The following is a 26230-nucleotide window of genomic DNA, read 5'->3' on the forward strand; positions in this document are numbered from 1 at the left end:
TCCCTTAAGCGAAGAATTCTAAGGTTTTTTAGGCTTGGTGGCGAAGACCCGCAACTGCTCCAAAGGGCCAACGTTATCATGCCGGTGGCAAACATCCTCTCAAGCCGCGAGGGCGTTTACCAAATCGAGGTTCCTTGTCGGATATCCTTATCCGCGAATTGGCGTTTAATGGAAGTGCGGGCCAGGATGCGGTCATTTTTCAAAATCGGGCAAGCTGTTGCGGTCGGGTTGTTTTTCATGGTTGCCCCTGCTGTCGCGGAAGATGCATCCGGGACCTGGAGCTACGATACGATCAAGGGCATTGGACGTTTCTGGGCGCAGATCTCCGGAGAATCGACGTTTTCAATATGGTGCAAGAAAACCGGGCGGGGATATGCATCGATTATCGATGTCGATATCAAGGGAAAGTCGGCGCCCTCCAACAGCTCGATACGCCTGTCTTTTGATGGAGATGACGTGAATATCCGCACGGATGCGGATGGCAACGTACGCATGGACTGCCATTACTGCGCCGATCAGATGACCTGGATCTGGTGGAAATTCAAAACCGCGCGCAAGCTCAGGGTCAGTTTCAAGGATGGCCGGGCAGAAACTTTCGGGCTCATCAGTGCTAAAAACGTTATGGGCAAGGATATCTGCTCGAATATTTGAAAGAGCGGCAGTGCCACTTGGACCTTGCGGAGGGGCTGTGGTGCCGTCTATTGAAGCGTGGTTGCAAGCGGTGAGGGCGCCGCCTGCCGCGCATGCCTCCAACCGATTGGAACTGGCTCGATGGACGCCATTCACCTCGAAGACCTGGCATTTTATGCCTTTCACGGTCTCCATGCCGAAGAGGCGCGCCTGGGTCAGCGCTTTCACGTCGATTTGACGTGTTGGCTCGACTTGTCGAAGGCCTCCGCCAGCGACGAATACGCGGATACCGTCTGCTATGGCACCCTGACGAAGGCGATTGAGAAAACGGTTACAGGATCAAGGTATTACCTGATCGAAAGGCTCGCCGGCGCGATTGCCGATGCCGCGTTTGGCGTGGACGGCCGCATCGAAAGGGTTAAGGTGCGCGTTCACAAGCCCGGCGCACCGTTGCCGATCGCATCCGGAAAGGTCAGCGTCGAAATCACCCGCGAGCGTCCCGCCGGCTGATTTGCGGCGATAAGGCCCCAATCTTCCACTCCAACTCAAGCTTGATCGCTGCCACGAATTGCCGCTCGGGAAATGCCGCTGGTTTTGCTTATAATCAAGTGGAAGTTGCTGCCCGGCGGCGTTGTGGGCAGGACTTGGCTTAAGGCCAATGCTGACGAGGGAGATGTCGATGAAACGCGCGTGCATCACACTGTCCGTGATGGCCATGACCTTGATCGTGCCTTTCGCGTCCGCCAATGCCGCGCGCCCCGATACCCGAGCAATGACCTGCGGTCAGGCGCAGTCGCTCGTGCAACGCTACGGGGCCGTCGTCATGACGACAGGGCAGTACACCTACTTCAGGTTCGTTGCGGATCGGGGCTTTTGCGATGCATGGGAAACCCTGCAGCCCAAAGTTGCTCCCACCCGTGACAATCCCAGGTGCATCGTCGGCTATGCTTGCGTGGAACCATTGTTCGCGCCTTGGGACGATTGATCGCCGTATTGTCGGTTTGAAGCCTGATACCGGCAGACCCTGGTGCGCCAAACACGTTGCGCGCGGTCGCCGGGGTGGGGAACGAATACACTGAAAAAACCGTGTATCCTGTTGAGATTCCGTTTGTCGCCGTCGCCAGCGGGCGCTAAGTCTGCCATCACGATCCGACCGGATGGATAACGTCTTCGTGCGTTGCAAGCGGAGGGGACCGTGACGGAAACGGACATCATCGACGCCGAGACCGAAACCACCCCTGACGTCACGCCTTTTCGCGACGACGAGGGGAGGATCGACACCGCTTTCCTTGAAGAGATCGAAGCCGCCGTCGCCGAGCGCGATGCGGAGGCCGTGCGCCGCCTTGCCGGCAACCTGCATGAGGCCGATGTCGCGGATCTCATCGAGGCCCTGAGCGAAGACGAACGGCCGGAACTCGTCCGCCTCATGGGAGATGACTTCGACTTCGCGTCGCTGACGGAAGTCGATGAGGCGATACGTCTCAAACTTCTGGAAACCCTGCCGAAAGACGCGGTTATCGAGGCCATCGGCGAACTCGATTCCGATGATGCCGTCTACATCCTGGAAGATCTTGAGCCTGAAGATCAGGCGGCGATCCTGAGCAGGCTTTCGGTATCCGACCGCGTCCAGCTGCAGCGTTCGCTCGACTATCCCGAGGAAACGGCGGGCCGTCGCATGCAGACGGACTTCATCGCCATTCCTCCCTTCTGGACCGTGGGCCAGACGATCGACTACATGCGCGTCGCGGATGATCTGCCGGATACCTTTTACGAAATCTTCGTGGTGGACCCCGGTTTTCGGCTGATCGGGGCCGTCGCGCTCGACAAGCTCTTGCGCACGAAACGCTCGCGGAAAATCTCCAAGATCATGCAGGAGACGCGCTACATGGTCTCCGCCACGGAAGACCAGGAGGAGGTTGCGCGCACCTTCGAGCGCTACAACCTTGTTTCCGCGGCCGTCGTCGATGACGCCGAACGGCTTGTCGGCGTGCTGATGGTGGATGACATCGTCGATGTCATCCAGGAAGAAGCGGAGGAGGACCTGCTTGCGCTTGCCGGCGTCGGCGATGAAGAGATCTCCGATACGGTGCTCACGATCGCGCGCTCGCGTTTGACGTGGCTGATCGTGAACCTCGGTACGGCAGTGCTGGCCTCGGCGGTTATCGCCATTTTCGAAGATACGATCGAAGCGATGGTTGCCCTTGCGGTTTTGATGCCGATCGTCGCCTCCATGGGCGGCAACGCCGGTTCGCAGACAATGACGGTCGCCGTGCGTGCGCTGGCCACGCAGGAACTCGGCTCGCGCAATGTCTGGCGCGTGCTTCGCCGCGAAGTGCTGGTCGCGGTACTGAATGGGGCAGCCCTTGCGATCCTTATGGGCTTGGTTGCAATGCTCTGGTTCGGTAACGCGGGCCTTGGCGTCGTTATTGCCCTGGCGATCATCGTCAATCAGCTTTTTGCCGGTCTTTCCGGTCTCGGAATACCGATCCTGCTCGACCGCTTCGGCGTCGATCCCGCGATAGCCTCAAGCGTTTTCGTGACGACAGTGACGGACGTCGTCGGCTTTTTCGCGTTCCTCGGCATTGCCGCATTCTGGTTCGGTCTGCCATTTTAAAGGCGACCGAATGTTCAAACCGGGAGGCGCTGATGGCGAATGCGCCGCCGATCGCCGGAATTCTGGAAACCGCCGTCTATGTGGACGATATGGAAAAAGCCCATGCCTTCTATGGGGGCGTGCTCGGCCTGACGCGCATGGTGGAGGGGGACCGCCTCTATGCCTACGACGCCGGACCCGGTGAAACGCTGCTCGTCTTCCGCCGCGGCCGCACGGGCGATGATGTGGAAACGCCCGGCGGCATCGTGCCCGGCCACCACAGCGAAGGGCCGAGCCATTTCGCATTCAAGATCGCGGCCGATCAGCTCGATCCCTGGCGCGAATACCTGAAAGCGCGGAAAATCGCTATCATAAGCGAGGTCGATTGGCCTGCCGGCGGCACGAGCCTCTATTTTCGCGATCCGGGGGGTAACGTGCTTGAGCTTGCCGCGCCGCCCTTATGGCCGAATTTTACCGGATAGGAGCGGTGCACGGGACCATTTGTCATGGATACCACAGGGATTGACGTTTCCCATCACCTCGGTGAAATCGATTGGGACGCGGTTAAGGCGGACGGCGTGGAATTCGCATATATCAAGGCGACGGAGGGTACGGATTTCCGCGATCCGCGGTTCGCCGAGAACTGGCAGGCATCACGCCTTGCCGGCGTGCCGCGCGGTCCGTATCACGTATTCTCCTTTGGCTCGACGGGCGCTGCACAGGCGGAGCATCTCATCGACGTCGTGCCGACGGCTCTTACCGCGACATTGCCTCCGGCACTCGACCTTGAGTTGCCCAAGGGAGGCAGGAAACTGCCAGAAGTCGGCGGCGTTTTGAGGGAGGTTGAGGATTGGCTGAAAACGGTTGAGGCAAGTTTCGGCCGGGCGGCGATCATCTATACCGATGCCGCCTTCTTCGAGCGATATCTTGAGGGGAGCGCAATCGCGAAAGGGGCGGATGCGCGAAAATTCTGGTTAAGATCTATTGGCGAAAAACCCGGCTATGGGCCGGATTGGACGATCTGGCAATTTGATGACGAGGGCAGGGTCGCGGGTATAGAGCATCCGGTGGACAGAAATCGCTTGCGAAATACAATTACATTGGCTGATTTGGCGGGGTGAGTATTTTTGTTATATGTTTATAATTTTAATTAAGTTATATCGTATTTATATTTAATTAATAAGATGTAAGTTCCAGTATATATTCTTGACTTCGAAATTTACTTATCTTTAGAAAAAATCCCGCAACAATAAGAATGTACCCTTTTCTGCACGTAATTCCGGGTAAATAAGATGCGTATGATCGCTTTGGCTCTGGGTGTTTTCGGTTCGGGTTTTGCGGTCATGCTGTTTTTCTCGTCCGATGCCGAGCGATATCTTTCCTTGAAGAGCTTCGATGGGTTGGTGGACGGTGCCGCGTCCGCTTTCGTTGCCGAGGCGCCTGCGGAAGGCGGAGGGATTCTGGCCTGGTTCGGTTGGGGCGGAGACCAGGGTCCCGAGGTCATGCATCTTGACGAAATCGTCGTAAGCGAAAACGGCACGTCATGCAGCATCAATGGTGCTGTACCCGGGGAGCGGGTGGTTTTCGTGAATCTTTACCGCGCGGATGGCAAGTCTCCGATCCAGATTTCCGATGGATCGGGAAAGCCGACTTCAATGATGAATGTGAATATTGGGAGGTATCAATCCCCCGTTTATTTGGTGCTGTATGCATATGAGCCCGTGTTCTGGCAATTGAATGTCCTCAAGGGGACGGAAATCTCGAATATATTGTTGGTTGGAAATCATAGTCAGGCGGTCGCGAACGTGCCTGCCAATGTCTCTCCCCAGATTTTGAGTGGCAAGGGCGAAGACGTTGGCAGGTGTCCGGACTTCGAGATTGCCGCCCGTTCCGGCGAGCAAGCTTCGGAACTGGAAAGGCAGATCCAGACAGCGATTGGGCGCCCTATATCGGAGAGCAAGTTCGTCTATGAAGCCAAGGACGTTTTCCTGGGGGCCGACAGCAAATCTCTTTCCCGGCCAAGTCTGATCGATGGCCGCTATATCTATACGCACAACGAACTGACGCAAGGCAGCATTGTGTCCGGCGAGGCGGGGCTGCGTAGGCTATAGAACAATTGCGCGGGGACGATTTCCTGATCCAGGAAAGAGGCTCTGCTTTCGCTTTGGCCGTCCGGCGCGAAATCGTCGTCGAAAAATCCATCGCAGCAGACGTTGGATCGTCTGATACCCGGGGTGGCAATCCGGGTCGGGCGCGATTGCGTTTGCGTGCGAAGGTTGAAGCCGCAGTGTGTATTCTGTAGAAATATAAACATCTTATCATATTGATTTATATGTCTAAAAAACTTTGTATTGACTAAAACGTAAAGGTAAATCACTCTCCACTCGGGAGGAGCGATGCAAGCCTATTACACCATATCCCAGCTAACGCAGGAATTCGGCATTACGACCAGAACCCTGCGATTCTACGAGCAGGAAGGGCTTGTGAAGCCGGTGCGGCGAGGCCGTCAGAGGCTTTTTCGCCCGGGCGACCGCACGCGGCTGAAGCTCATTCTGCGTGGCAAGAGGCTTGGCTTCTCGCTCGCGGAAATCCGCGACATCATTACCATGTACGACAAGGCGCCCGGAGAATCCGGCCAGCTTGCGCATCTGATGAAGCGCATTTCCAGCCGGCGCGCGGAACTTCTTGAGAAGCGGCGCGATATAGAGCTGACCCTTGCCGAGCTGGATGCCGTTGAGGAAGGCTGCCTTGAACGGATCAGGGAAATCGGCGTCGATCCGCGGGAACTGATCGGCGAAAAGGAGGAAAATCCCTCATGAGCGGGCATTTGCCGCGCGACGAAATCTGGCGCCAGCGCGTGGAACGCAGCTTTGCGCGCCAGGCATTCATGGACCATATCGGGGTTCGGATCGCGCGTCTGGCGCCCGGGGAAGTCGACCTGGAAGTGGATGCGCGTGCGGCGCTCACCCAGCAACACGGCTTCTTCCATGCTGGCGTGACGACGACGATTGCCGACAGCGCGGCCGGCTATGCCGCACTTTCGCTCTTCAAACCCGGATACGGCGTCTTGACGACGGAGTTCAAGATGAACCTGCTCAATCCGGGACAGGGGCGGAAGATGCTCGCGCGAGGTCGGGTTATCAAGCCGGGGCGGACACTCACCGTCGCCAAGGCGGATGTCTATGGCTTGACGGAGGAAGAAGAACTTCACGTCGCGACCGGTCTTTTCACGATGATCGCGCTTGAGGGCATGGACGACTGAGCGCAGGCGAAGCTCTCAAAAACAATGAAAGCAATGCGCAGGTGCATTTCCGCGCGTTATGACAGAGGCATCCCGATGATCCCCAACCAGCCATCCGCATTCAACTTCAACCTTGGCGAAACGGCCGATCTCCTGCGCGATACCGTGCGCTCCTACGCGCAAGACAACATCGCACCGCTTGCCGATCGCATCGATCGGGAAGACTGGTTCCCGCGCGAGGAACTGTGGCCGGCGATGGGTGAGCTCGGCCTTCACGGAATCACCGTGGAGGAGGAGTGGGGCGGCTCGGGCTTGGGCTATCTGGAACACTGCATCGCGATGGAAGAGGTCTCGCGCGCGTCCGCTTCGATCGGCCTTTCCTACGGCGCCCACTCGAACCTTTGCGTCAACCAGCTCCGCCGTTGGGGCAGCGATGACCAGAAGAAGCGTTATCTGGAGAAGCTCGTTACAGGAGAACATCTCGGCGCGCTCGCCATGTCCGAGCCGGGCGCAGGTTCGGATGTGGTCTCCATGAAGCTCAAAGCTGAGAAGAAGGGCGACCGCTACATCCTCAACGGCTCGAAGATGTGGATCACCAACGGGCCCGATGCCGATACGATGATCATCTACGCCAAGACGGATCCGGGTGCAGGCCCGCGCGGCATCACCGCGTTTCTGGTGGAGCGCGATTTCAAGGGATTCTCGGTCGCCCAGAAGCTCGACAAGCTCGGCATGCGCGGTTCGCTCACGGGTGAGCTCGTTTTCCAGGATTGCGAGGTGCCGGAGGAAAACGTGCTTGGCGAGGTCGGTAAGGGCGTCAATGTGCTGATGTCGGGCCTTGACTACGAGCGTGCGGTGCTGGCGGCCGGTGCGATCGGCATCATGCAGGCAGCGATGGACGTCGCGATTCCTTATATCCACGAACGCAAGCAGTTCGGACAGCCGATCGGCGAATTCCAGCTCGTACAGGGCAAGATCGCCGATATGTACGTACAGATGAACGCTTCGCGCGCCTACGTCTATGCCGTCGCGCAGGCTTGCGACCGGGGCGAGACGACGCGCGAGGATGCCGCCGGTGCGATCCTCTATGCGGCGGAAAACGCGACGAAGATCGCGCTCGATGCGATCCAGCTTCTCGGCGGCAACGGCTATATCAACGAATATCCTACGGGCCGCCTCTTGCGCGACGCCAAGCTTTACGAAATCGGCGCGGGCACAAGCGAGATCCGCCGTATGTTGATCGGGCGGGAAATCTTCAACAAGACCGCTTGAGGATAAGCATGTGTGCGGGGACGCGAAATTGAATTCGCTTTCCATCCACCCCCTTTCTCCTGATCGCTGGGACGATCTGGTCGAACTCTTCGGGCCGGAGCGTGGGGCACAGGGCGGCTGTTGGTGCATCTGGCCTTTCGTTCGCGGTGTCGATTTCAACCGGATGGAGAAAGCCGAACGCAAGGAGATGCTCAAGGCGCGGGTGGAGGAAAGCGGAAAGCCTGCCCCCGGTCTGCTCGCCTATGACGGAGATGAGGCGGTGGGCTGGGCCGCCGTTGGGCCGCGCCCTTCCTATACACGGCTGATGCTCTCCAAGGCGCCGAAGCCGCTGGAAGGCGAGGGGCAGCCCGACCCGGAGAAAATCTGGATGCTCGCGTGTTTCTTCATCCGCAAATCTCACCGCAAAGCCGGAGTTATGCGCAGGCTGGCGCAGGCCGCCGGCGATTTCGCCGCTGAGAATGGCGCGCAGTTTCTGGAGGTCTGCCCGATCGAGCCGGACCGGCCGCTGATGTGGGGCGAAGGATTCGTCGGGATCGCGCCGCTTTTTCGCGACCTTGGTTATGAGGAAATCGCGAGACGGTCTGCGCGAAGGCCTCTCATGCGGCTTGCGTTGTGATTGTCCCGGTGTCGTGTGAACTTTCGTAAGTTCGCCCTTTGCGAGGCGCGCCCGCATCGCATAAGTATGGGGGAACCGCGTCGCCTTCGGGTGGTGCGCCCGTTGTTACAAGGAGCAGATGGTGCGCATGACGAACCTATATCAAAATGTGCCGAGCCGCCTCGACGATGAGGAAGACGAGCAGACCAAGACGCCGCAGTCGATCCAGGTCGACAAGCATCTCTTCGATGCGCGCACCGTGTTGATAACCGGCCCTATCACGCAGGAACTGGCACGCGACGTGTGCGCAAGGCTTCTTGCGCTGGCGCAGGTATCGAACGACCCGATTACCGTCATCGTCTCGTCTCCCGGCGGACATGTGGAATCGGGCGATATGATCCACGACACGATCGGCTTCATCGGTCCGGAAGTGCGCATTCTAGGCATGGGCTGGGTCGCAAGCGCCGGTGCGCTCATCTACATCTCGGTGCCCAAGGAGCGCCGCTACTGCACGCCCAACACCCGCTTCCTGCTGCACCAGCCGTCCGGCGGCGCGGGCGGTCAGGCTTCCGACATCGAGATTCAGGCGCGCGAGATCATCAAGATGCGCGAACGCCTCAACAAGCTCTTTTCGGAAGCGACCGGCCAGCCGATGGAGCGAATCGAGAAGGATACCGACCGCGATTACTGGATGGGCCCGGAAGAGGCGATCGAATACGGCCTCGTCGGCAAGGTGGCGCGTGGCGTCGCGGACATGGACTGACGGACGGCGGTTCGAAGAGAACTGAAGATCGGGCGGGATTGCGATTCCGCCCGGTTTTGTTCCGGGCGGAACGTGCAGGGCGCCGCCTATGCCTCCAGTTTCGCCCGTTCGGCAAACAGATACGGCCGGACCCGATCAAGGATATATCGAAATTCCGTCGCCGCGCGCGGGTCTGCGCCGTCGCGCCCGAGTACCGATACGAGGTGTTGAGCGAAACGACCGTACTGCTGCTCGCTGATGAATAGTCCATCATGAACGTAGCCAAGCGGTGCGCCGTCGAATGTGGGCGAACCGCCTGTGAGATAGGTCAGGAAATCGATCAGGGCGTCGCGGGGACAAATACGAAGGCGAACCTGGTTGCGCGACATGAAGAGGGGATCTTTCACGAGCCGCGCCATTACCTCGCCGACGGCGCGCTCGAGTGCCGGCCGGCCGCCGAGCCTGAGGTAGAGTGTCATACCGCTCCCTCCGTTGCGTTGAAGACGGCACGAGCATTAATCGGCGGCAGGAACAGCGTCTGTGATGCCGGTCACCATTGTCATGATCCCGTGCCACTTTTTCGGACATGATTGAGCCTGCAGGAGAGGTGATTTTCGTGGAAAGCGTTACGATCAAGGATACCGTCATTCCCAAGCTTGGCCTGGGTACATGGCGGTTGGCGGACAAGGAATGCCGCGACATGGTGCTTGCCGCGCTCGAGGATGGCTGGCGCCATATCGACACGGCAGCGATGTACGCCAATGAAGCGGAGGTGGGGAAAGGCATCCGGTCAAGCGGCGTGCCCCGCGACGATGTGTTCCTGACCACGAAAGTCTGGTACGACAAGATCGCCCCTGAAGACATGATCCGGTCTTGCGAGGATAGCCTGGACCGGCTTGGTCTGGACTATGCCGATCTCATTTTGATCCATTGGCCTAACCCGCGAATTCCTTTGAAAGAATCGATCGAAGGGCTGCTGGAACTGAAAGCTCGCGGCTGGGTGAAGGCGATCGGCGTTTCGAATTTCACCTCCGGCATGATGCGCGAAGCGCAAGGTTACGCCGGCGGAGCCCTGGTCGCCAATCAGGTCGAGTATCATCCGCTGCTATCGCAAAAGCGCGTGCTGGAGGCTGCGGAAGAATTGGATATGGCGATTACCGCCTATGCACCGATCGCCCGTGGGCGGGTGTCGGATGTGCCGGTGATCAGGGATATCGCGAAAAAGCATGGCAAGACGGAAGCGCAAGTGGCGCTCAGGTGGCTGATCCAGCAGGAACGGGTGATTGCGGTTCCGAAAACGGCTCGGCGCGAACGGTTGAGAGAGAATGCCGGAGCGCTCACGTTCGAGCTGATGCCTGATGAAATGGATGCCCTATTCGCGCTGGGCTCCGCTTCCGGGCGCACGGTCAACATGGACTGGGCGCCGAAATGGGATAGCGAATAGGCCACGCCATGTTCGCTATTGTATCGAAAGCCGCTTTTTTTCTTCTGCGGCCTTCCAATCTGCTTGTCGTAGTGCTGCTGGCTGGGCTTGGATTCAGCCTTCTCCGGCTTCGCCGTGTGGGCCGGGTGTTGATCGTACTGTCCGCCACCGGCTTCCTGGTCGGCGGTTTTTCGCCCCTTGCAAATTGGCTGATATTGCCGCTGGAACAGCGGTTCGCCGCACCGGACCCCATGCCGGAACGCGTGGACGGGATCGTCGTCCTGGGCGGGGCGATCGATACGCTGGCAAGTGCGGCAAGGCCATACCCCGGCATAGAGCGCCCGGCGGAGCGCCTGATGGTCGTGCCGCGGCTGGCAAACCAATACCCCACGGCCCGCATCCTGTTGTCCGGCGGTACTGGCGGTCGAACGGAAGATCAAAGCGAATCCGCCCTGGCTCGCGATATTCTTGTCGAACTGGGTGTACCGGCATCTCGCATTACGGTCGAAGGCCGTTCCCTGAACACCTGGCAGAATGCGGGAAATGCGATCGATGTCGCCAAACCGCAGCACGGTCAGACATGGTTGCTGATAACCTCCGCGGCGCACATGCCACGGGCCATCGGCGCATTCCGTCAGGCAGGTTGGGTGGACATCGTTGCCTACCCTGTCGACTGGGAGACCAGCGGAACCGATGACCGGTCGCGCTGGTTCCGCTCCGCCTCGATGGGGCTGACGCGGCTTGACCAGGCCGTGCGGGAATGGCTCGGCCTTGCGGCCTATGCCTTGACCGGACGAAGCTCCGCTTTCTTTCCTGGGCCATGAAATTTTCTGACGCATCGTCAGGAAGGCATAATTTTTTACGGCCGCTCTGAAATTCGGCGCACTGTGCCTGAACGGATTGTTCACGCTAGTGTTAGTTTAATTGCTGCAGTGCAACCTTTCGCCGGACAGGGAAGCTCCCTATTTAAGGTTCGCCGGATAATTGAAATCGTTTTCGAGCTTGCAGGAATGTGCGGGGATACGCCATGACGATCAATGCGTCGCTGATTGTTGCCGATGTTGTGGAATGGCTGCATGACGGTGCCATTCACATCGAAAATCCGGTGCGGCTGATCGGTCAGCTCGCGACGCGGCTGCGTGACGCCGGCGTTCCGGTCGACAGGGTTTCGACGAACATCAGCGTTTTGCATCCGATCGTGCGGGCGGAAAGTGCGCTTTGGACTTCCGATGGCGAAACGGAACTTCGCCGTTACAAGGCATCTCCCGATTTGGAGCGCCTTTATGACGAAAGCCCCCTGAAGCAGGTCTTCCTGAACAATAAAACGGTGCACCGGTCGATAGGCAAGACGCCGGCGGCCGATGAGTTTGCGATTCTCTCGGACCTGCGCGCAGGCGGGTACACAGACTATGCGGCAGTGCCGATGCCGTTTTCCGACGGTTCGACGAAGATGCTCACCGCTGCGACAAAAGATCCGGCGGGCTTCACCAAGGCGCATATTGCGGTGCTTGAAACCGTCGTGCGCCCGCTTGGGCTGATTTGCGAGCTCCAGACGCTCAAGCGTTCGTCGCGCACGATGCTGGAGACCTACGTCGGCAAGCGCGCCGGACGCCGGGTCCTGGAGGGCACGATCAAGCGCGGGGAAGGCGAAACGATTTCGGCGGTTGTCGGGTTCGCGGATCTGCGCGGCTTCACCCGCCTCTCCAACACCTTGCCGGCGGAAGACCTTGTCATCCTGCTCAATAACTATTTCGGCGCCATCACTTCGGCGGTGGAGGCCCATGGCGGAGAGGTGCTGAAATTCATCGGCGATGAGGTGATGGCGGTCTTTCCCTACAGCTGCGAGACGACTGCCCGGGAAGCGGCGCGTCAGGCGCTGATGGCAGCGGGCGAGGCGGTGGAGAAAATCGCCCGCATCAACCGCGACTGCTGCGATGAATCGCCTCGCATCAGGGTTGGTATCGGCCTGCATGCGGGCGATGTGTTCTTCGGAAACGTCGGGGCGGAAACGCGGCTCGACTTCACGGTCATCGGGCCGACGGTCAACCTTGCCTCGCGCATTGCAGGCCTGTCGCGGGATCTCGAGCACGACATACTGGTGTCGCAGACGATTGCCGACATGATGGGATGTCACGCCGGTTATGGCGGCCGCTATCCCGTGAAAGGGTTTGACGAGCCGGTTTCTATTTTCGAGCCGACCGCGCGCATGCTGGGCGAGGACGGCAACTGGTGCGCCGAAGTTGCAACAGACCGCGCCCTTGAGAAGAACTGACGCCGGCACAGGACGATCAGAACCGCTAGTGTCGTCGCAAGGAAAATACGCGGATCGACAAACCAGCCGAGATAACCGATCGAGAAGAAGAAGGCGCGCTGCCCGCGGTTGAAATGCACGCCGGCCTGGACCATCAGGTCGCCCGCTTCCGCTGCAAAGAGGCGCGGCAATTCAGGTTCGTCGCGCGTTACGTCAGGCGTCGCGCCGACGAGGATCGTCGTATAGTTGAAGAGGCGGTAGGCCCAGCCGAATTTGAAAAAGGCGTAGGCGAAAATCAGGGTAAGGCCGAGCACCTTGATTTCCCAGAGCACGGGCGCATTCGAGGCGGACAGACCGAGGTGAGTGGCGATCTGCAAGATACGCTCCGTGGAATTCAGGAGCGCGAAACAGCCGCCAATTGCCAATAGCGATGTCGACGCGAAGAAGCCGGTTCCCTGTTGCAGGCCGTTCAGGATGCCCACATCCATGATTCGCACATCACGTGCGCTCATGGTCGCCATCCAGCGGCGTCGGTGATCGTCCATCGCGTTGGATAACGTCAGCGTTTTCAATGGAGAATATTCCACCGCTACGTTGAACCCGAGCCAGGCCAGAACGAACCAGGCAAGCGCGGCAAAGTCCATTGTCGACAAAACATCCATTGTTACATTCCGGTCGTGGACGGCGTTTGCGGGACTTTGCACGAGCGCGCCCCGCACCGGCAAGGGCGATGTCGAAAAGCCTGCGTAAAACAAAGCGGTGCACGATCCGGACAATTCGCCGGGATTTGCCTGCGTTATGCATTGCGCGGGCGTAAGCCCTGCAATTTTTGCACTTGCGAAATTTTTAACGAGACCTTAATTCTCCGCGCCACGACGGGATGGCAAAAGCGTAAGAGGCTGGGGCGCCATCCATGGTTCGGATCCCGAAATGATCCTTGGTTTATGAAGGGTTTTCATGGACGAAAACGTGCAGAAATCCTGCTGGGGTGTCGCGGTGTGGACCGTGCTGGCCCTTGGAGGTGCGTTATCGCTCGTCTTTCTGTTCGGTGGCGCAGACATTGCGCAGACCGCATCGGTTGCTGTGCAATAACCGGCTTCCGATAATGAGCTGACAATTGAAAACACGGGCGCGGGAAACCGCGCCCGTTTTCGTTTAATCACTCCCTTTGCAATCACGCTAATCCGCCTTGCAATCGAGCTCTTCGCTGCCGACACTGCCGGTAATTGTAGATCGAGGGAGATCGGGAATGCCGGCGAAAATGAAGAAGGGCTATCGGGCGTTGATCGACGAGGCCATGGCGGAGGTGAAGACGCTGAGCGTGGCGGAGGCGCACAAGCTGCATGAGGCTGAAAATATCGTCTTTGTGGATATTCGCGACGTGCGCGAATTGAAGGCTCAAGGCGCCATACCCGGTGCAATTCACGCTCCGCGCGGCATGCTGGAATTCTGGGTCGATCCGGAAAGCCCCTATCACAAGCCGATCTTCTCGCAAGACAAGACATTCGTGCTCTATTGCGCGGCCGGGTGGCGCTCCGCGCTTGCCACCAAGACGCTGCAGGACATGGGGCTTGAAAGGGTCGCGCATATCGACGGCGGCTTCGGCGCCTGGTCCGAAGCGGGATTTCCCGTCGAAAAGAAAGAAAAATAGGCGCTTAGGCGGCGCGCGAAAACGCGTCGGCACGCTCCCCATCGATCGTCGGAGGGCCAAATGCGGCTTGCTATCGGTAACAAGAATTATTCCTCCTGGTCGCTCAGGGCCTGGCTTGCCGTAAAACTGGCAGGGGCGGAATTCGAGGAGGTCCTGATCCTTCTCGATACGCCGGAGTTCAAGGCGGAAGTCACCAGGTTTTCTCCGGCCGGTCGCGTGCCCACGCTAGTCGATGGCGATGTGGCGGTTTGGGATTCGCTCGCGATCATCGAATATCTGGCGGAGAAATATCCCGGAAGGGGGATTTGGCCGCAAGATCGGGCGGCACGGGCGCATGCCCGCGCAATCGTCGCCGAAATGCACTCGGGCTTTCCCGACTTGAGAAGCGGCTATCCCATGAACCTCAGGCGCGAGCCCGCTGCGCGCGCCAAGCCGTTTGACGCAGCGAAGGACGTGGCGCGAGTGCGGGAAATCTGGCGCGATTGCCGAACGAAATATGGAGGCGCCGGGGCGTATCTCTTCGGTGAGTTTTCCGCCGCAGATTGCTTTTACGCGCCGGTCGTCACGCGTTTCCTGACTTATCGGCTGCCGCTCTCCGGTTCCGAAAAGGCCTACGCCGAAGCCGTGATGGATTATCCTTTCATGCGGCAGTGGTGTGAGGAAGCCTTGAAAGAGCCTTGGGTCGTCGTTGCGGACGAAGTGGAATAATTTACCTGATTAATTTCATAGTATTATGAAATTTATGGGAAAAATGTACTCTATTGACTAAAACGTAAACGTTCGTCAGTTTCGCCGTCAAACGGTTCGCTTCGGCTAGTTGAATGTGTCGACCGGGGAGGAAGAGCAACGTGACGTCATTGCAAAGCAGTCTCTCGGCCCATACGCCGGAGACCGAGGAAAACAGGGCGGCCTGGGCGGAACTGGCGAAGGATCTGGCGGCCCGCCGCAGCGAGATTGCCAAAGGGGGGCCGGATCGCGCGCGCGAACGCCATGTCAAACGCGGCAAGCTCCTGCCGCGCGAGCGTGTCGCGCGGCTGATCGATCCCGGCAGTCCGTTTCTTGAGCTTTCACCTCTCGCCGCCCATGGAATGTACGATGACGCGATCCACGGAGCCGGTCTGATCACCGGCATCGGCCGGGTATCGGGCCGTGAGTGCATGATCGTGTGCAACGACGCCACCATCAAAGGCGGCACCTACTACCCGATGACGGTGAAAAAGCACCTGAGGGCGCAGGAAGTGGCCATGGAAAACAGGCTTCCCTGCATCTATCTGGTCGATTCCGGCGGGGCGAACCTGCCGAACCAGACGGAGGTCTTTCCCGACCGCGAGCATTTCGGACGCATCTTCTACAATCAGGCCAATATGTCGGCAATGGGGATACCGCAGATCGCCGTGGTGATGGGCTCATGCACGGCCGGCGGGGCCTATGTGCCGGCAATGTCGGATGAAACGATCATCGTGCGCCAGCAGGGCACGATTTTCCTTGCCGGCCCGCCGCTGGTGAAGGCGGCGACCGGCGAAGTCGTTTCCGCCGAGGACCTGGGTGGCGCCGAGGTTCACACAAGAACGTCCGGCGTGGCCGATCACTATGCCATCGACGACGACCAGGCGCTGGCTCGGGCAAGACGCATAGTCGCCAACCTGAACAGCGAGAAACGCCCGCAGATCCACTTCGCCACGCCGCGCGATCCGGTCGTCGATCCGGCGGATCTCGACCGGGTCGTCCCGGTCGATCTCAAGAAGCAGTATGATATTCGCGAGGTCATCGCGCGCATCGTCGACGGTTCGGAACTAGACGAGTTCAAGGCGAATTACGGCAAGACGCTGGTGACGGGCTTCGCCCGAATTCACGGCATTCCGGTAGGTATCATCGCCAACAACGGCATCCTGTTTTCCGAAAGCGCGCTGAAGGGAGCGCATTTCGTGGAGCTTTGCTGCCAGCGTAAAATACCTCTGCTTTTCCTCCAGAACATCACTGGCTTCATGGTCGGCCGGGAGTATGAGGCGGGCGGTATCGCCAAGGACGGTGCGAAGCTCGTCACGGCCGTTGCCTGCGCGCGCGTGCCGAAGATCACGGTGATCGTCGGCGGTTCGTATGGCGCGGGCAACTACGGCATGTGCGGGCGGGCCTATCAGCCGCGCTTCCTGTTCATGTGGCCGAATGCCCGCATCTCCGTTATGGGCGGCGAACAGGCGGCAAGCGTGCTGGCGACGGTGCGGCGCGACAACATCGAGGCTGACGGCGGTTCCTGGAGCGAGGAAGAAGAAGACGCCTTCAAGGCCCCCATTCGTGAGAAATACGAGCAGGAAGGCCACCCCTATTACGCGAGCGCAAGGCTGTGGGATGACGGTATCATCCTGCCGCAGGAGACGCGCCGGGTGCTTGGCCTTGCCTTCTCCGCCACGCTCAACGCCCCGATCCCGGATACGCGCTTCGGCGTGTTCCGCATGTGAGGAATTCCGGCCCATGCTGAAATCCGTGCTCATTGCCAACCGGGGCGAGATTGCCTGCCGCATCATCAAGACTGCCAGGCGCCTCGGCATCAGGACGATTGCCGTCTACTCGGATGCCGATCGCAACGCGCTGCATGTGAAGCTTGCCGACGAGGCCGTGGCGATCGGCCCCGCGCCAAGTGCGGAATCCTATCTTGTCGCCGACCGGATCATCGAAGCCGCGAAGAGGACGGGTGCGGAAGCGATCCATCCGGGGTACGGCTTCCTTTCCGAAAATGCGGCGTTCGCCGAGGCTTGCCAGAAGGCTGGCATGGCTTTTGTCGGCCCGTCCGCTGCCGCCATCAAGGCGATGGGCCTGAAAGACGGTGCGAAAGCCTTGATGGAAAAGGCCGGCGTTCCCGTGGTTCCCGGATACTACGGGGACATGCAGGATGCCGATTTCCTGAAGCGCAAGGCCTATGAAATCGGCTATCCGGTGCTGATCAAGGCGGTTGCCGGCGGCGGCGGCAAGGGCATGCGCCGGGTGGAAAAGGCGATCGATTTCGAGGATGCGCTCAAGTCCGCGCAACGCGAGGCGCAAAGCGCGTTCGGCGATCCGCGCGTGCTGATCGAAAAGTTCGTCCTCAACCCGAGACACATCGAAATTCAGGTTTTCGGAGACAACCACGGCAACGCCGTGCATCTGTTCGAGCGTGATTGCTCCGCTCAGCGCCGCCACCAGAAAGTGATCGAGGAGGCGCCCGCGCCGGGCATGACCGAGGACGTGCGCACTGCGATGGGCCAGGCAGCCGTGGCGGCGGCAAAGGCCGTCGGCTACAGCGGCGCCGGTACGGTGGAATTCATTGTCGATGGAACCGGCCCGCTCCGCCCCGATGGCTTCTGGTTCATGGAGATGAACACGCGCCTTCAGGTGGAGCATCCGGTTACCGAACTCGTCACGGGCCAGGACCTTGTGGAATGGCAGTTCCGCGTGGCCTCCGGCGAGCCACTGCCATTCGCACAGGATCAGCTATCGCTCAACGGGCACGCCGTCGAGGTTCGCCTGTATGCGGAAGACCCCGATAACGGCTTCCTGCCATCGACGGGCAGGCTTGAAGTGCTGGATCTTCCGGAATTGGCGGAAGTTCGGATCGATACCGGTGTCGTCGAGGGAGCGGAAGTCTCTCCCTTCTACGATCCGATGATCGCCAAGATCATCGTGCATGGCGAAACCCGTGATGATGCCTTGGAGCGCCTTTCCGCCTATCTCAAGGCCGCCAGGGTCGCCGGGCCGAAGAGCAATCTTGCATTTCTGGCATCGTTGATCGACCTTCCGGAGGTTCGCGAAGGCGGTTTCGATACCGGGCTGATCGATCGGCGGATTGCCATGCTGACGGAAGGTGCGGTTTCGGAAGCGGCAATCGCCGCGGCCGTTGCGGAATTGATCGGCGGAAACAAGCCGCCGGTTGAGCAGGAGGAAGGCTGGCGGGATCCCTGGTCCGTTGAAGACGCATTTCAGCTGTCGGATGCTCGCCGCCTCAAACTCAAGATAGATGTGGGCAGCGAAACGCGCGATATCGATATCGCCTGGGAGGGCGGCAGGATCGTCAGCGAAAACGGTATCGAGGTGTTGGACAGGGCTGGCGAAGTCGCGCGCCGCGGCGCCGTGGTCTGGGCGTTCGAAGGCGGGCGTGCCGTGAGGGTCGCGAAGGTCGATGCGCTTGCCCGCGACGTCGAACCTGAACATGGGACCGCAAGCGTCAAGGCGCCGATGCACGGCAAGGTCATCGCAATCCACGTGAAAACGGGCGACCATGTCGCCAAGGGTGACAGGCTTGCGGTCGTGGAAGCGATGAAGATGGAGCATGCCATTACCGCGCCGCGCGACGGCGTGATCGAAGACGTGCCCGTCAATGAGGGCGACCAGGTCGATCAGGGTGCGGCCGTAATCGTATTGAACGACGAGGAAACCGCCGAAAAGGCGGATTGATCCGTCAGGCGGCAATCGGCGTAAGCTTGCCCACCAGCGCGTCCGTGCGCGTCAACCGTGGGCGCCAGCCGAGCAGGCGTTTCGCACGCTCGAAGCCGAAGCTCTGTGACAGCGCATAGCCGGCTTGCCAATCGGTCTGCGGATTGGCACCGGCCTCCGGCTCCTCATGCGCCAGCTCGAGGGTTAGCCCGCCTGACCGGCTGACCGTATCGGCAAGCTCCCCGACCTTGACGCCTTCCACGCCGCAGCCCACCACCATGATCCTGTATCGGTGCTCTTCGACCGCGCGAAGGTAAAGGTCGGCAAGGTCGTCCGCGTCCACAAGCGGCCAGACGGTTTCCGGGGTCGCGCGCGTGGAATAGGGAAGGCCTTCCTCGGCCATGCGCAGCATATCCGATACCGGGCCTGCGACCGGCGAACAGACGAGTGCGGGGTGAATAACTGAAACGCCCAGCGTTTGTATCGCCTGAAGGGAGCGAATCGTCTCCGCCATGAAGGCGAATGCGGGAAGGGGCCGGAAAGGTATGGTCTCCGGCAGGGGCTTGCCTCCTGAATCGGGATAAAGCCAGATGCCGCCCGTGTAGACGACATTGAACGGGATTTCGCGTCCGATGGTGGCTCGCCGGAGCGCGGCGACCAGCTTCTTTTCCGAAGGGCCCATCGTCTCGTCGAAAGAGGCCCCGGCATGAACGAGCGTATCGCAGTAAACGGCGTCAGCCACCCACGCATCCGGCGCATTCAGATCTCCGCGAACGATATCGACCCCTTGATCGCGAAGGATCATTTCGGCCCGGTCCGAACGGGCAAGCGCAGTGATCCTGTGCCCCGCTCTTTGCAGGCGCCTCAACACATGCTGGCCGATCGTTCCCGTCCCGCCTGTCAGAAATATATCCATGTGTCCTGTCTCCCGGACTTGACCGGACCGCCCTTGTTCCTCCAATGAATCCGTCTATTGCCGATTCGCGCAAGCAAATGCCGGTGTTTCTCGTCTTCAAGCCGACATCCGCCCGCCGCAAGGGTGCCCTGTGTAAAACGATAGGCATGCGCCACCGGGCATTTGTTTATGGTGCGCCGGTTGCTAAATATGAGGGCATGACCCTTCATCTGGTAAAACTTTGTGTAGGCGCGGAATCCGTCGAAGATCTGCAAGCCTGGATCGACCAGCGCCAGGCCGAGCGCCGCGCCAAGGGCATGCCGGCGGAACAGATCCATACGACGCGCATGGTGCCGACCAAGGCACAGGACCTGATCGATGGCGGGTCGCTCTATTGGGTCATCAAGGGATATGTGCAGGCGCGCCAACGGCTCGTGGACATTCGTCCGTTCACCGATGAAGGCGGCATAAAACGCTGCCACCTCGTGCTGGACCCGGAACTCGTGACGACCAGGATGCAGCCCCGGCGGCCATTCCAGGGATGGCGCTACCTTAAGCCGGACGATGCGCCAAAGGATGCTGTCACCGGCTCGGGAGCAGGCGATATTCCCGAAGACATGCGCCGCGATCTGGCTGAACTCTGCCTGATTTGAGGCGTGTCGAGGATACTACACGGCCATGTTGTCGATCAGCCGTGTCCTGCCGAGCCATACGGCAACGAGGATGCGCCGGGACTGGGTATCTTCCGTGACCGGGCCCAGAGTTTCGCCGTCCCTCAGTTCCAGATAATCGACCTTGAACCCTACGTCTTCGAGTGTACGCCTTGCTTGCGACAGAACGTCGTGGGCATCGTCGCCCCGTTCAAGCCGTTCGATCACCTCCCGCAGCGTGGCCGGCAGGCTTGTCGCTGTTTTACGCTCATCGGGCGATAGATAGACGTTGCGAGATGACATGGCGAGGCCGTCCGATTCACGCACCGTAGGCGCGCCGATGATTTCCGTCGGAACGTTCAGGTCGCGGACCATGCGCCTGACCACGCAAAGCTGCTGATAGTCCTTCTCGCCGAATATGGCGACATCGGGCATTGCCGCCAGAAGAAGCTTTGTAACCACGAGGGCGACACCGTCGAAGAAGTGCGGACGAAAGGCGCTTTCCAGCCCCTCGGATGGTCCGCCTACCGTCACGCCCGTCGCAAATCCATGCGGGTACATCTCGCGCACCGACGGGATGAATGCCGCCTCAACGCTGAGAGCTTTCAGCTGTTCGAGATCCCTGTCCTCGTTGCGCGGATACGCATCGAAATCCTCATGTGGAGCAAACTGGGTCGGATTGACGAATATCGATACGACGACACGGTCGGCTTCATCGCGCGCTCGCTCGACAAGGGAAAGATGGCCATCATGCAAGGCGCCCATGGTCGGCACCATCGCAATACGCTCCCCCGCCATGCGCGCCGGCTTGAGCGCTGCCCTGAGATCGCCGATCGTCCTGTAAACGTCTGGAGCGGCCATGTGATGCTCCCTTCCCGTTGCTTATTATTCTATTGGGGCCGGACGAATGTCGAACGGCCCATGCTGCGATGCGATATATCTAGCAGATAGCAGACTGGCGTGCATCCTTGGCAAACGGAGCGGATTGCGGATTGGTTTTGCCGCTGGCGATGCCATATTTGTAAGCAGGACCAATTACGTGGCAGGGAGTTCGGAGGTGCCTGACAAGCGCGATATCGTCGACAGAAAGGCAAGCGCGCCGTCGCAAGGGGAACGCTCATCCAAGGCGGATATCGCGGAATTTCTCGATGCAGCGAAACGGATCAAGCCATCCGAAGGTCTCGGGCGGCTGATAATAGCGCTGGACGCCACCATGAGCCGCCAGCCGACCTGGGACCGGGCCTGCAACCTGCAGGCGGAGATGTTCGATGCGGCCGGCACCGTGGGCGGCCTGACAATGCAGTTGGTTTATTTTCGCGGCTTCGGGGAATGTGCGGCCTCCAGATGGGTGGCGAATGCAAACGCACTTGCAAACCTCATGACCCGCATCGATTGCCGGGGAGGGCAGACCCAGATCCGGAAGGTTCTGAGACACGCGATAGACGAAACCCGGCGCAAGAAGGTTCAGGCGCTCGTCTACATCGGCGATTGCATGGAGGAAGATGTCGACGACCTCTGCGCCAGGGCGGGTGAACTCGGCCTTTTGGGCGTTCCGGCGTTTATCTTCCAGGAAGGACGGGACGCTCACGCGGAACGCGCTTTCCGTGAAATCGCGCGGCTTACCCGCGGAGCCTATTTCAGCTTTGACAGCGCCTCCGCTCGCGAGCTTGCCGAGTTGCTGAAGGCGACCGCCGTTTACGCGTCCGGCGGGCTCAAGGCCCTTGAGGATCTGGATCGCAAGGGTGATACGGGTGCACGTCTTCTCCTGCCGCATATGCGTTAATATTGCCGCTGGAGCGATTTCTTGCCGATTGGATGATCACGCCCGGCGGGATGTGCGCTCTGGAAGGCGCAAATGCCGCCGGCAACCGATTTGTGGAGGTATCTGACGAATTATGGCGTATCTGGTCCTCGGGATCGTTTTGCTTTTGATCCTGCTCGTCTTTGGCCGCGCCTTCGTGAACGCCAATCCCGCGTCGCTTGCAAATCAGATCAGGATCGCCGGCGGAATATTGCTGCTGGCTGCGGCTGCCGGACTGGCGTTGACGGGGCGATGGGTGCTCGCGCTTCCCGTGGGCGGGTTTGCGCTATCGCTGCTGGGTCTGCGCAAGATTGCGGGATTTTCTCCCGCAGGCCGTGGACGCTCGGGAAAAGGTGCTGCCGCGGGCCAAGCGTCGGCGGTGCGCTCTCGCTTTATCGAAATGCGGCTCGATCATGACAGCGGCGATATGGACGGGATGGTGCTGGAGGGAAAGTTCAAGGGGCAAACGCTGGATGCGCTTGCCCCTGGATCGCTAAAGGAACTTTGGGAAGAAGCGAGGGGAGACAGCGACAGCCTGGCCTTACTCGAAGCTTATCTCGACCGCCGGCTTGCCGGCTGGCGTGAAGACTTCCAGGCGGATACCGCAAACCGGCAAGGCGGCGCGCCTGGCTCTGGCGCCATGTCCAAGGAGGAAGCCTACGAGATTCTTGGGCTTGCGGACGGCGCCGGCGAGGCGGAAATCCGGGCGGCCCACCGCCGGCTTATGAAGCGGCTGCATCCCGACAGCGGCGGTACCGCCTTTCTCGCCGCCAAGCTCAACGAGGCTAAAGACGTGCTTTTGCGAAGACATTGATCCCCCACCTTTACGCATTACTCATAGATGGCGTAGCAATCGTATTTTGCGCGCTTGAGCGCCTTGCACGCACCCCATGCTTCGGACTTCGAGGTGAAGCCCACGAACCTTGCGCGATAAAGAGTACTTCCCGCCGATTCGACCGGCTCCGTATAGGGATCGATCCCGCGCAGCGCACGTCCCGCCTTGCCCTTGGCACGCTTCAGCATGGAAATGGCGAGGTCTTCGGTTTCCGCAGCAGCGATCTGCACTTGCCAGCCCGGCTCGGGATCGGCCGAATTGTTAGACGCGACGGTGACGGTACCATCCTCGTCGATATCGGCATCGCCCATCGCGACAGGTTCGGCGGAAGCGACCTCGACCTGCTCGCTCTCGGCGGTTTTGGCAGGAGAGGGGAAGGGGCGGCCCGGAACGATCGCGAAGGTTTTGACCTTCTTCACCTGCGCGACCTTCCTTGCCGGCTTCACATTGCCATGACCGAACAGGGGCGAGTTGATGATCCGGTCTCTCGCCGAGACCTCGGCCTTGGCTTCAGGCAGCGCGATTGCGGTCCGACGTTCCGGCGCATAGGCGGCAACTGCCGTTGCTTTTGCTGGAACCGGCACCGTTCCGGTGACAAGCGGCCCTCCATCGAGATCCGGCTTGAGACCGGGGATCGGCGCGTCTTCCAGGCTTGCCGCATGGAATGCGGGGCCGCGCTGCGCGCTCGCTACCAGCACGTCCGAACGGTCAGGCCCGGTCGAAGCCTTGGGAAGATACTGGCCGATCAGTTTCTTCATCTGTGCATTGCGCGATGCACCCGTGCGCCCGCCCATGACGACCGCGACGATTTCGCGATTGTCGCGTTTTACCGAAGTTACGAGGTTGAAGCCGGAAGCGCGGATGTATCCCGTCTTGATCCCGTCGACACCGCGTACCGCTCCAAGAAGGCGGTTGTGATTGCCATAACGGCGCCCGTTGTAGGTGAACACACGCGTATCGAAATAGCCATAGTACTTGGGAAAACGTTCCTGGATGGCACGTCCGAGGATCGCCATATCTCTTGCGGTCGTCTTTTGGCGCGAATCCGGCAGGCCGGAGGCATTGCGGAACGTCGTATCCTTCATGCCGATGCGGCGTGCCGTAGCCGTCATGCGCCGGGCGAAGGCGGCTTCCGAGCCGGAAACGTTTTCGGCGATAGCCGCAGCAATGTCGTTCGCCGATTTCGTGACAAGCGCGAGGATGGCATCCTTGACGCGGATGCTGGAACCCGGCTTCAGACCGAGCTTCGACGGTGGCTTGGCCGCGGATGTCTTTGTGATCTTCAGCTGGCTGTTGAGGCCGAAACGTCCGGCTTCCAGTTCCTCGAACAGAACGTAGAGCGTCATGATCTTGGTCAGCGACGCGGGATAGCGGGGCGTATCCGCTTTGTAGGAATAAAGCGTCTTGCCGGTCTTCGTATCCACGACTATGCCGGAATACTTGGAATTGGCACTTGCGCTATGGGGGGTCGCGATACCCAGTCCGACGGCAACGGCCGCGACGGCCGCGCAACGAACGAGCGACTTCAGGAAACGTCCCGTACGTTTGGCACTCTTACTCAACACAATGGTACCCTGTCCTGGGATTGGCGGTTTCGATTCGTGCCGAACGCGGCGCCTCATCCCGACACCGCATTCTCAACTCGGCGCGACGTCGCTGCGTTGCAAATCGCAGCAGGTCGCTATTCGTAAACCATGCTGGAAACGCGGTTACCATTGTGTAAATGGGCCAGGCGGCTTTTAGGCGATTTTGGCTGTATTCCGGGCGAAATACGCAATACCTGGGCCCGAAGAACTTTGTTTTTATGGTTAGCCAATCGTTAATAGCGGCATTCACGGGGCGCTGTATAGGGCAATGCGTTCAAATTTCGCTACAGCGCCGTGAGGCCGTGGTGAGCTTTGATCTCTCTTCCGTAACGAAATGTATCGCCGGCTCGTCTGTCCGCGGCAGGCGAGTGGAGTGGATATATTGCAATGCAAAAAATCCGTTGACAAAAAATTGTGCAGTGCATATATAGCGGAATGTGCAGCGTGGGCCTCGATGCCGCTGGAACGATACACAAGGGCACAGACGAGGCGGGCCGTTCGACCGGCATCAAAGGAGATATGAAATGCTGAACAATTTTGACGATATCCAGAAGCTCAACAAGGACAATATGGACCTCGTGATGCAGAGCTTCGGTTCCATGACCAAGGGTGTGCAGGCGATCGTTTCCGAAGTCGCCGACTACCAGAAGAAGTCTTTCGAGGAAGGCTCCTCGGCTGTTGAGAAATTCACCTCGGCCAAGTCTCTCGACAAGGCTTTCGAGGTTCAGTCCGAGTTCGTGAAGACGGCCTACGAGAGCTATGTTGGGGAGCTCACGAAGCTTGGTGAAATGGTTGGCGATCTGGCTCGCGAAGCCTACAAGCCTTATGAGAGCGCCTTTTCCAAGGTCGCGAAGTAAGTTTCACGCCTTCTTCACGAAGCGTTTTTAGGCCCGGCATCCGCCGGGCCTTTTTGATTCCGGCCGTTTTAGACGTCGCGCTGATCTCGCGGCGCTCGATTATTCAAATCGGCTTGTTACGTGAACTAACCATTGCCGGCAGGATTGAGGTCGGCGAGAGACGACATACATATTAGGTTCTGGGTCAGTTCATGATCCGGGTTCGCAGCCAGGCGAATTCCGGTGTCGCCAGCGGTGCGAAGCATTTGCGGTCCTTGCCTCAGGCAGGGATTGCGGATGCGGCTTCGCACTATGTGATGCTGTAACGTCACTTGTCGTCCGCCAGCGGAATTTGCACGAATTGCAAACCATATCGCCTTTCTTCCGAACCGTGGGATTGGTAGACTCAAACCTGGTGATGGTCCATTTCACGACCGCATCCAAATTCGCGGCAGCGGAGCCAATGAAGCCCAGTAGAGTAAAAATGACGCAGGGATCGCATCAGGGCGACGATAAAGGAACGGGATCGGGTACGATCGTTGCGCCCAAGACCAAGACCGTGACGAAACGGCCGAGCCTTTATCGCGTTCTGCTGTTGAACGATGATTACACGCCGATGGAGTTCGTGGTCCATGTGCTGGAGCGGTTCTTTCAAAAGGGAAGGGAAGAAGCGACACAGATCATGCTTCACGTTCACCATCATGGCGTCGGAGAGTGCGGGGTCTTCACCTACGAGATAGCCGAGACGAAGGTAACTCAGGTGATGGACTTCGCCCGCAAGCACCAGCATCCGCTGCAGTGCGTGATGGAAAAGAAATAAGGGGT

General features: G+C 59.5%; 29 protein-coding genes and 1 pseudogene. 25 read left to right on the forward strand and 5 right to left on the reverse strand.

All coding sequences use genetic code 11. The features are described from left to right. The first annotated feature begins 78 nt into the window (after positions 1-78). The 12 genes from GR183_RS04300 (at position 79) to GR183_RS04355 (ending at position 9094) form a co-directional block, all read left to right on the forward strand. A complete protein-coding gene (locus tag GR183_RS04300) occupies positions 79-651 on the forward strand; it encodes a YfjT/YkfB family phage-associated protein (protein ID WP_160774372.1) in 573 nt (190 codons plus the stop codon). Positions 652-771: 120 nt separating this feature from the next. After that, complete coding sequence (folB, locus tag GR183_RS04305; RefSeq protein ID WP_160774373.1) at positions 772-1140, forward strand: dihydroneopterin aldolase; 369 nt, start codon at positions 772-774, stop codon at positions 1138-1140. A 169-nt stretch (positions 1141-1309) separates the two neighbouring features. Continuing rightward, positions 1310-1615: a hypothetical protein gene (locus tag GR183_RS04310; protein WP_202395836.1), complete on the forward strand. Its 306-nt coding sequence runs from the start codon at positions 1310-1312 to the stop codon at positions 1613-1615. Between the two features lie 210 nt (positions 1616-1825). Then, complete coding sequence (gene mgtE / locus GR183_RS04315; RefSeq protein ID WP_312846772.1) at positions 1826-3244, forward strand: magnesium transporter; 1419 nt, start codon at positions 1826-1828, stop codon at positions 3242-3244. Positions 3245-3276: 32 nt separating this feature from the next. Next, a complete protein-coding gene (locus GR183_RS04320) occupies positions 3277-3705 on the forward strand; it encodes a VOC family protein (RefSeq protein ID WP_160774374.1) in 429 nt (142 codons plus the stop codon). Positions 3706-3729: 24 nt separating this feature from the next. Then, positions 3730-4344, forward strand: coding sequence for a glycoside hydrolase family 25 protein (locus tag GR183_RS04325; protein WP_160774375.1), 615 nt, complete (start codon positions 3730-3732; stop codon positions 4342-4344). A gap of 171 nt (positions 4345-4515) precedes the next feature. Further along, complete coding sequence (locus GR183_RS04330; protein ID WP_160774376.1) at positions 4516-5334, forward strand: hypothetical protein; 819 nt, start codon at positions 4516-4518, stop codon at positions 5332-5334. Between the two features lie 285 nt (positions 5335-5619). Beyond that, positions 5620-6042: a MerR family transcriptional regulator gene (locus tag GR183_RS04335; protein ID WP_160774377.1), complete on the forward strand. Its 423-nt coding sequence runs from the start codon at positions 5620-5622 to the stop codon at positions 6040-6042. After that, positions 6039-6485: a PaaI family thioesterase gene (locus tag GR183_RS04340; RefSeq protein ID WP_160774378.1), complete on the forward strand. Its 447-nt coding sequence runs from the start codon at positions 6039-6041 to the stop codon at positions 6483-6485. Before GR183_RS04335 ends, GR183_RS04340 begins: the two co-directional genes overlap by 4 nt. A gap of 75 nt (positions 6486-6560) precedes the next feature. Then, positions 6561-7736 carry an isovaleryl-CoA dehydrogenase gene (locus GR183_RS04345; protein WP_160774379.1) on the forward strand — a complete coding sequence of 392 codons (1176 nt, stop codon included), beginning with the start codon at positions 6561-6563 and terminating at the stop codon, positions 7734-7736. A gap of 28 nt (positions 7737-7764) precedes the next feature. Then, entirely contained in the window at positions 7765-8352 is a 588-nt protein-coding gene (locus tag GR183_RS04350) for a GNAT family N-acetyltransferase (protein ID WP_160774380.1), read from the forward strand. A 127-nt stretch (positions 8353-8479) separates the two neighbouring features. Continuing rightward, the gene (locus GR183_RS04355) at positions 8480-9094 is read left to right on the forward strand and encodes an ATP-dependent Clp protease proteolytic subunit (protein WP_160774381.1); all 615 of its coding nucleotides are present in this window, start codon (positions 8480-8482) and stop codon (positions 9092-9094) included. Between the two features lie 86 nt (positions 9095-9180). Here GR183_RS04355 and GR183_RS04360 read toward each other — a convergent pair whose 3' ends face one another. Beyond that, entirely contained in the window at positions 9181-9552 is a 372-nt protein-coding gene (locus GR183_RS04360; protein WP_160774382.1) for a globin domain-containing protein, read from the reverse strand. A 137-nt stretch (positions 9553-9689) separates the two neighbouring features. On the opposite strand from GR183_RS04360, the gene GR183_RS04365 reads away from it, so the two are divergent. The 3 genes and pseudogenes from GR183_RS04365 to GR183_RS21915 form a co-directional block, all read left to right on the forward strand. Next, positions 9690-10517, forward strand: a complete 828-nt coding sequence (locus GR183_RS04365) for an aldo/keto reductase (protein ID WP_312846773.1) — start codon at positions 9690-9692, stop codon at positions 10515-10517. A gap of 8 nt (positions 10518-10525) precedes the next feature. Next, entirely contained in the window at positions 10526-11320 is a 795-nt protein-coding gene (locus GR183_RS04370; RefSeq protein WP_160774384.1) for a YdcF family protein, read from the forward strand. A 752-nt stretch (positions 11321-12072) separates the two neighbouring features. Next, positions 12073-12603: pseudogene (locus GR183_RS21915) on the forward strand (adenylate/guanylate cyclase domain-containing protein); the annotation flags it as partial. Positions 12604-12647: 44 nt separating this feature from the next. Here GR183_RS21915 and GR183_RS21755 read toward each other — a convergent pair. Then, positions 12648-13409 carry a DUF599 domain-containing protein gene (locus tag GR183_RS21755; protein WP_160774386.1) on the reverse strand — a complete coding sequence of 254 codons (762 nt, stop codon included), beginning with the start codon at positions 13407-13409 and terminating at the stop codon, positions 12648-12650. 295 nt (positions 13410-13704) lie between these two features. Here GR183_RS21755 and GR183_RS22130 point away from each other — a divergent pair, with 295 nt between their 5' ends. The 5 genes from GR183_RS22130 to GR183_RS04400 all read left to right on the forward strand — a co-directional run bounded on the left by GR183_RS22130 (position 13705) and on the right by GR183_RS04400 (position 18823). Continuing rightward, positions 13705-13839 (forward strand): hypothetical protein, encoded by a 135-nt coding sequence (locus GR183_RS22130; RefSeq protein WP_260513385.1) that lies wholly within the window; start codon positions 13705-13707, stop codon positions 13837-13839. A gap of 169 nt (positions 13840-14008) precedes the next feature. Then, a complete protein-coding gene (locus GR183_RS04385; protein WP_208999773.1) occupies positions 14009-14398 on the forward strand; it encodes a rhodanese-like domain-containing protein in 390 nt (129 codons plus the stop codon). A gap of 60 nt (positions 14399-14458) precedes the next feature. Then, positions 14459-15106, forward strand: coding sequence for a glutathione S-transferase family protein (locus GR183_RS04390; protein WP_160774388.1), 648 nt, complete (start codon positions 14459-14461; stop codon positions 15104-15106). Between the two features lie 140 nt (positions 15107-15246). Beyond that, positions 15247-16854, forward strand: a complete 1608-nt coding sequence (locus GR183_RS04395) for a carboxyl transferase domain-containing protein (protein ID WP_376765747.1) — start codon at positions 15247-15249, stop codon at positions 16852-16854. 13 nt (positions 16855-16867) lie between these two features. Beyond that, on the forward strand, positions 16868-18823 hold the full coding sequence (locus GR183_RS04400) for an acetyl-CoA carboxylase biotin carboxylase subunit (RefSeq protein ID WP_160774390.1): 1956 nt from the start codon (positions 16868-16870) through the stop codon (positions 18821-18823). 4 nt (positions 18824-18827) lie between these two features. Here GR183_RS04400 and GR183_RS04405 read toward each other — a convergent pair whose 3' ends face one another. Beyond that, positions 18828-19718 carry an NAD-dependent epimerase/dehydratase family protein gene (locus GR183_RS04405; protein WP_160774391.1) on the reverse strand — a complete coding sequence of 297 codons (891 nt, stop codon included), beginning with the start codon at positions 19716-19718 and terminating at the stop codon, positions 18828-18830. Positions 19719-19915: 197 nt separating this feature from the next. On the opposite strand from GR183_RS04405, the gene GR183_RS04410 reads away from it, so the two are divergent. Next, the gene (locus GR183_RS04410; RefSeq protein WP_160774830.1) at positions 19916-20350 is read left to right on the forward strand and encodes a DUF1489 family protein; all 435 of its coding nucleotides are present in this window, start codon (positions 19916-19918) and stop codon (positions 20348-20350) included. 15 nt (positions 20351-20365) lie between these two features. Here GR183_RS04410 and panC read toward each other — a convergent pair whose 3' ends face one another. Then, positions 20366-21208: a pantoate--beta-alanine ligase gene (gene panC, locus GR183_RS04415; protein ID WP_160774392.1), complete on the reverse strand. Its 843-nt coding sequence runs from the start codon at positions 21206-21208 to the stop codon at positions 20366-20368. Between the two features lie 196 nt (positions 21209-21404). On the opposite strand from panC, the gene GR183_RS04420 reads away from it, so the two are divergent. Continuing rightward, entirely contained in the window at positions 21405-22130 is a 726-nt protein-coding gene (locus GR183_RS04420; protein WP_312846774.1) for a VWA domain-containing protein, read from the forward strand. 112 nt (positions 22131-22242) lie between these two features. Further along, positions 22243-22962 carry a DnaJ domain-containing protein gene (locus GR183_RS04425; protein ID WP_160774393.1) on the forward strand — a complete coding sequence of 240 codons (720 nt, stop codon included), beginning with the start codon at positions 22243-22245 and terminating at the stop codon, positions 22960-22962. A gap of 17 nt (positions 22963-22979) precedes the next feature. Here the strand turns inward: GR183_RS04425 and GR183_RS04430 are convergent, their stop codons facing one another. Then, positions 22980-24545, reverse strand: a complete 1566-nt coding sequence (locus GR183_RS04430; RefSeq protein WP_244313616.1) for a D-alanyl-D-alanine carboxypeptidase — start codon at positions 24543-24545, stop codon at positions 22980-22982. A gap of 548 nt (positions 24546-25093) precedes the next feature. Here GR183_RS04430 and GR183_RS04435 point away from each other — a divergent pair. Together GR183_RS04435 and clpS are read left to right on the forward strand one after the other, a co-directional pair. After that, a complete protein-coding gene (locus GR183_RS04435) occupies positions 25094-25426 on the forward strand; it encodes a phasin family protein (RefSeq protein WP_160774395.1) in 333 nt (110 codons plus the stop codon). Positions 25427-25889: 463 nt separating this feature from the next. Continuing rightward, positions 25890-26225, forward strand: coding sequence for an ATP-dependent Clp protease adapter ClpS (gene clpS / locus GR183_RS04440; RefSeq protein WP_160774396.1), 336 nt, complete (start codon positions 25890-25892; stop codon positions 26223-26225). The last annotated feature ends 5 nt before the right edge of the window (positions 26226-26230 follow it).

It is taken from the genome of Stappia sediminis (genome assembly GCF_009826895.1).
GTDB lineage: Bacteria > Pseudomonadota > Alphaproteobacteria > Rhizobiales > Stappiaceae > Hongsoonwoonella > Hongsoonwoonella sediminis.